This window comes from Mycoplasma tracheobuteonis (assembly GCF_054456995.1).
The window spans coordinates 1-6,238 of record NZ_JBTKTG010000021.1 but is presented as its reverse complement, the minus strand read 5'-3'; the positions used below and the strand labels follow the sequence as shown (position 1 = coordinate 6,238).

At 30.4% G+C, this 6,238-nt stretch carries 6 protein-coding genes; 5 read left to right on the top strand and 1 reads right to left on the bottom strand.

Going from position 1 to position 6,238, the window contains the following annotated elements:
* Positions 1-197: 197 nt before the first annotated feature.
* On the top strand, positions 198-497 hold the full coding sequence (gene rplU, locus ACX1M8_RS03200) for a 50S ribosomal protein L21 (protein ID WP_458798155.1): 300 nt from the start codon (positions 198-200) through the stop codon (positions 495-497).
* Positions 498-504: 7 nt separating this feature from the next.
* On the top strand, positions 505-765 hold the full coding sequence (rpmA, locus tag ACX1M8_RS03195; protein WP_458616402.1) for a 50S ribosomal protein L27: 261 nt from the start codon (positions 505-507) through the stop codon (positions 763-765).
* A gap of 43 nt (positions 766-808) precedes the next feature.
* Here the strand turns inward: rpmA and ACX1M8_RS03190 are convergent, their stop codons facing one another.
* On the bottom strand, positions 809-1,543 hold the full coding sequence (locus tag ACX1M8_RS03190; protein ID WP_458836787.1) for a DNA-processing protein DprA: 735 nt from the start codon (positions 1,541-1,543) through the stop codon (positions 809-811).
* Between the two features lie 172 nt (positions 1,544-1,715).
* Between ACX1M8_RS03190 and ACX1M8_RS03185 the strand changes: the two genes are divergently transcribed.
* From ACX1M8_RS03185 to ACX1M8_RS03175, 3 genes are all read left to right on the top strand, one after another.
* Positions 1,716-2,753 (top strand): NAD(P)-dependent oxidoreductase, encoded by a 1,038-nt coding sequence (locus ACX1M8_RS03185; RefSeq protein WP_458616398.1) that lies wholly within the window; start codon positions 1,716-1,718, stop codon positions 2,751-2,753.
* Positions 2,746-3,897 (top strand): aquaporin, encoded by a 1,152-nt coding sequence (locus tag ACX1M8_RS03180; protein ID WP_458806888.1) that lies wholly within the window; start codon positions 2,746-2,748, stop codon positions 3,895-3,897. The genes ACX1M8_RS03185 and ACX1M8_RS03180 overlap by 8 nt, the downstream gene beginning before the upstream one ends.
* 65 nt (positions 3,898-3,962) lie before the next feature.
* A complete protein-coding gene (locus ACX1M8_RS03175; RefSeq protein WP_458836786.1) occupies positions 3,963-6,098 on the top strand; it encodes a Tex-like N-terminal domain-containing protein in 2,136 nt (711 codons plus the stop codon).
* Positions 6,099-6,238 lie beyond the last annotated feature (140 nt).

The window sequence follows — 6,238 nt, the reverse complement described above, 5'->3', positions numbered from 1 at the left end:
GGGTGACAAAATAAATCTTATTTCAAGGGGTGACAAAATAGAGCTTATTCTATACCTTGAAAATTACATACTTTTTTAACTTTTTATTTTTTAAGAAGAGGGTATAATAAGCATGTTACTTCAAGTAACCGTACTGAAGAGGTTTTATTAAGTGCATAAGCCACCTTAAAGACGAGCCACTATTTTGGAGGTATTGCATGTTAGCAATTATCGAAACAGGTGGGAAACAACTTTTAGTTAAAGAAGGTCAAACAATCTTCATCGAAAAAATCGAAGGTGAAGAAAACTCAGAAGTAAAATTTGATAAAGTTTTACTTATTGATGACAAAATTGGTAGACCATACTTAGAAGGTGCAGTCGTAACAGGAACTATCGAAAAACAAGGTAAAGCAAAGAAAATCGTTGTTTATCGTCACAATGCGAAATCTACTCACAAGAGAAAACTTGGACATCGTCAACCATATACACGTGTTAAAATTACAGGAATTGCAGGTTAATTAGACTATGGCACACACGAAAGCCGGTGGATCTACACGTAACGGACGTGATTCTCATTCAAAACGTTTAGGTGCTAAGTTAGGTGATGGACAATTCGCAACAGCTGGATCAATCATTTACAGACAAAGAGGAACAAAAATCTTCCCTGGATTAAATGTTGGTCGTGGTGGAGACGATACTTTATTTACAAAAATCGATGGTTATGTAAAATACGAAAGCAGAAGAAACAGAAAGTATGTTTCAGTATACCCTGAAAAACAAAATTAATATATTAAATAAAAATGTGCTCTAATCAGCACATTTTTTCGTTTTAAATTGGTATGCATTCTGAAATCATTGTAATATAGTTTGCACCACTTTTAATCAAGATATCATTACCATCATTGGCTTGGGTACTTGGAAAACAATTTATTTCTTTGCCTATATCATTGAAATAATTGATTAAATTAAAAGCCTTAGAATTAGGTTCTAAAGAAAAGGCAATAATTTGAGTTGCTAAAATAGAAGCAATTATATTAGCCTCCTTAAAATAGTGTCTTTTTGGATGAGTACCTAATGGATATTGACTTACAAATAACTCGTTATTTAAATTAACATCCCTATAATCAGTTCTATCTAGACCTTGCTTTAAGATGTGGATGATTCGTCCACCATTATTTCTAAAGAGGTCAACGATTTCCTTTTCACTTTCATAATCATTAGTTACTAATACCGAACCATGAATTAATGTAAGTAGATTAGATTGTATATATTCCTGTGTCATAGGGCTATTGATTTCATTAATCAAGTAAAGACGATGTTTTTGCTTTAAGAGTTTTTCATTTCCTTTGTAGTAAATAACGTATGGTGGATATCTTAAAATATTAAAATCACTTGGATAGTTTTCATCTAAAATGGTGTAGTAATTTGCTCCAAATTCTTCATATAATTGTTTTCATTGAAGTAATTGCTTGCGACTTACTTCTTTTCAATTTTTAACTTCCTTAAAGATTAAATAAGAATCTCCTTTGCACTTATTTGATGCATAAAATAATAAATCATTCATATTTACCTCCATAATATAAATTAAATTTTTATATTATGAACAAAAATTGGAAAAAACGCCTATTTTCAAAACTTTTACAGCTACAATATAGTAGTTTTAATTGTTTTCTATTTTAATCTAAAATAATATAATATACACAAAATAAACTTTAAATATTATCATAGGAGAAATTATGAAAATAGCTTTCTTTGATTCGAAAGACTATGATGTTAAATCATTTGAAAAATATAACAACGGAAGACACGAAATTACATTCTTTAAAGAAAATTTAAACCTTGACACAGTTAAATTAGCTCAAGGTTATGATGCAGTTTGTGGATTCGTAAACACATATGGAGACAAGGTTATTTTAGAAGTTCTTTCTAAAATGGGTGTTAAATACTGATTCCAAAGATCAATGGGATACAACAAGATTGATGTTGCGAAAGCAAACGAACTTGGAATTGAAGTGTTTAGAATCTTCAACTATTCAGCTGAAAGTATTGGTGAATTTGCTTTCGCAACTTTATCAGCCTTAAACAGAAACTTACTTGTTGCTAACGCAAGAGTTCAAAAATACAACTTCTCATTAAATGGACTTGATGGAAAATGTGTTGGTAACTCTACAATTGGTGTTATTGGTTCAGGAAAAATTGGACAAACATTTATTAGAATTGCTAAAGCAACTGGAGCTAGAGTTTTAGTATTTGATGCTTTTGCAAGAGATAACTTCCCACAACTTGCAGAACAATTTGGATTTGAGTTCGTTTCATTAAACGAATTACTTAAAGAAAGTGATTTTATTTCAATTCACTGTCCACTTCTACCATCTACAAGATATTTAATTGATGATGCTGCTATTGAAACAATGAAAGAAGGAGTAATTGTAGTTAATACAGCCAGAGGCGAAATCGTTGATATTAAAGCAATGCTTAACGGTCTAAAATCAGGAAAAGTTCGTGGATTTGCTACTGATGTTCTTGAAAGAGAAGAAGGTAGATTTTACGAAGACGTTTCAGCACGTATAACTGAATTAAAAGCTATGGATCCAGAATGAAAAGAATTAATTGAAATGGATAATGTTTTAATTACTTCTCACCAAGCTTACTTAACAGATTTAGCATTAAGCCAAATTGCATTGGCTACATTAGAAAATGCTGATAATGCAGAAAAAGGAGACTTCTCAAAAGCTCTTAGAGTTCTAGAGAATGGAAAAATACAAAATGGATAATAAATTATCTACTGTAGACCAGAATACTACTAAATCAAAAAAGAACCCTCTAGCAGCTGTTAGAAGTTTCTTTAAAGAACTATTTAGCTTTATTAAATTAAAAGCTACAGAACGTGGTGATGCTGAAAAACCTGCCGATGTTAGAACATGAATCGTACATGGTCTTGCAGAATTTTTCGGAACAATTTTAATTTCATTAGGACTTGCTGGTGTATCAATTTATACATCATCAGGATATACTGCAGAAGAATATTTACTTCACCCAATTATCGTTGGATTTTATGCAGGATTTATTGTTGTAGGAGTGTGTTTATTCTTATTCCTACGTTGAAGTTGTGATCTAAACCCATCAGTAACTATTTATCGTTACTTAAATGGGCGTAATAATGGATGATACGCTTCATACAAGATTTTTATTCAAGCATTAGGTGCGATTGCTGCAGGTGCTATTATTTATGGATTAGGTAAAGCATCAGCTCCAAGTCACTACATTTCTAATGCGCCTATTACAGCTATTAACGCTGCTAATAAATCATTCCTTGACTACTCAAATGCAAGCAGAGGACAATTACTAGCTGCTGGTTCAGTATGAATTTTCTTTGTTGAGTTAGTTATGACTTCAATTCTTTTATTCCCGATTTTCTCGCCTAACATTAACAATAAATATCGTGATTTATTAATTATGTTTGTAATCTCACTTAGCGTTTGAATGGGACTTTTAGGGGGATCAGCTGCTATTAACCCTGCTAGAGGTTTAGCTCAACAATTCCCAATTCTATTATTTGAAGGAAACTCAGAACATTTTGTTCAAGTAACAGGGTCACAACTTGTGAAAAATGGTGCTAACCTTGGATTTGATCCAAATGTTATTAAAGTACTTAAAGATTTCAAAGTACAAAAAGGTTCATTAGATGCTGATACAGTAGCAGTCTTAAAAGACAGTTCATTATTATGAGATTCTATCGTTTATGGAACAATTGCTATGGTTTTAGGAGATTGTTTAGCTCCTGTATTCTACTTATTAGTACAAGGTTCAACTAAGAAATTTGTTAACCCATTTGTAACTAAAGTTATTGGATTTAAAAACTATAGAGCTCAAATGATAACTACTCCAAATAAAGAAAAAGAACACGAAAATAAATAAAAAATCTCATACATATATTGAATAATATATGTATGATTTTTATATCTAAAATCTAGGAGGATATAATGGATACACAAGCAATAGAATTAGTTGCTCAAGAATTAAACATCACATCTAAACAAGTTGATGTGGTTCTTGAAATGATGCAAGAAGGTGCAACAGTTCCTTTCATTTCACGTTATAGAAAAGATAAAACAGGTGGACTTGATGAAGAACAAATCTACCGTATAGAAGCTTTATTCAAATATAAAAACGAACTTCTTGAAAGACAACAAGCGATTATTAAAATATTAAAAGAAAAAGACTTATTAACTGAAGAATTAGAAGCAAAAATACTTGCTACAAGTGTTAAAAGTGATCTAGAAGCTTTATACGAACCATTTAAAGTAGGAAAAGTAACAAAAGCTTCTAAAGCTATTGCTTTAGGACTTGAACCACTAGCTAAAAGTATTTTTGAAAATAAAAATCCTAACTTTGATAGAGAAAGAGAAGCTAAAAAATATCTTAGCGAGCAAGTTCCTAATGTCGAATTCGCCTTGGAGCAAGCTAATTACATCATAGCTCAATGAATTTCACAAGACTTTGAAATCAGAGCAAAAATCAAAGAAGATATCGCTAAATTTGGAAGTATTGTAACTAAACAAAATCCAAAAGTTGAAGATGAAGGACTTAAATTTAAGAATTATTATGATTACTCTATTCCAATTAAATATATTAAGAATCATAATGTTCTAGCGATAAATCGTGGTGAAAAATTAGGTGTATTAAAAGTTACTTTTACCTATAACGAAGGCTTTTTAGAAACGATTATACTTAAGAAGATTGATAAAACTAGAAAGAACAAAGATAACGTTATTGATGCTGTAAAAGATTCGTTAAAACGTTTAATTTTACCAAGTGTAGAAAGAGAAATATTTGGTGATTTATTTGCTAAAGCAGAAGCTTCAAGTATTCAAATTTTCGCCAATTCTGTTGAAAAATTATTACTTGCTCCAGCTATTTCAGGACACAATATTCTAGCAATTGATCCTGCATTTGTAAATGGATGTAAATTAGCTGCCTTAAATGAAAATGGTGATGTTCTAGAAATTAATAAAATTTTTCCTAATAAACCTCAAGAAAGAATTGAACAAGCAAATAAAATTACATTAGATATGATCAAAAAACACAATATTGATATTGTGGTTATTGGAAATGGGACAGCTTCTAGAGAAACAGAAATGTTTATAGCTAACTTAATTAAGAAAAATAACTTAAATGTTAAATATGCAATTGTATCTGAAGTTGGTGCTAGTGTGTATTCAGCTTCTAAATTAGCGATTGAAGAATTCCCTAATTTACATGTTGAAGAACGTAGTGCTATTAACATAGGACGTAAGTTCCTAGATCCATTAAATGAGCTTGTTAAAATAGATCCTAAATCAATTGGTGTAGGACAATATCAACACGATGTAAATCAAAAAGAATTAGAACACTATTTAGATTTCAAAGTACAAAAAGTTGTAAACAAAGTTGGAGTTGATTTAAACACTGCTACTAAGCATATTTTAACTTTCATAGCAGGTCTTAGTCCAAAGAATGCTGAAAATATAATTGAATATCGTAATGATAAAGCAGATAAAAGCTTTAATTCTAGATTTGAACTCAAAAACATCAAAGGTATTGGTGAAAAAACATTTGAACAATGCATAGGTTTCTTAAGAATATTTACATCAGATAATTTCTTAGATAAAACAATTATCCACCCTGAGTCATATGCTCTAGCGCAAAGCATTATAAATGATTATAATTTAAAACTTTCTGATGATGGAATTGATGTTTCTGCCTTGAGTGTAGGGGAATTAGTCAAAAAATATAACTCTGATAAGTACTTAATTGAACTTATTTTACAAGCATTTGCAACACCTACTAAAAAGATTCTTGATAATAAGCAAGGATTTATCTTAAAAGACAGTATTACAAACGTTGAAGACTTAGCCATAGGTTCAGTTGTTTCTGGAACTGTGGAAAACATTACTGATTTTGGTGTGTTTATGTATATAGGAATTAAACAAAGCTTATTTATCCATGTTTCAAATTTAAACCTAGAAAGTGGAAATACAATTTTTGATCAATATTATCCTGGAATGATACTAAAAGCTGAAATTACCGAAATAGATATGCAAAGAAATCGTGTAAATGGTAAAGAACTAGCACAATAAAATAAAAATTGTCAACATAGTGTGTTGACAATTTTCTGGAGTGTAATCTCCAGTGCAACACAAAAATATCTGGCCTAAGTCAGATATACTAAAATGCAATTTCCATTGCAACACTAAAATATCTGGCTTTTATACCAGAT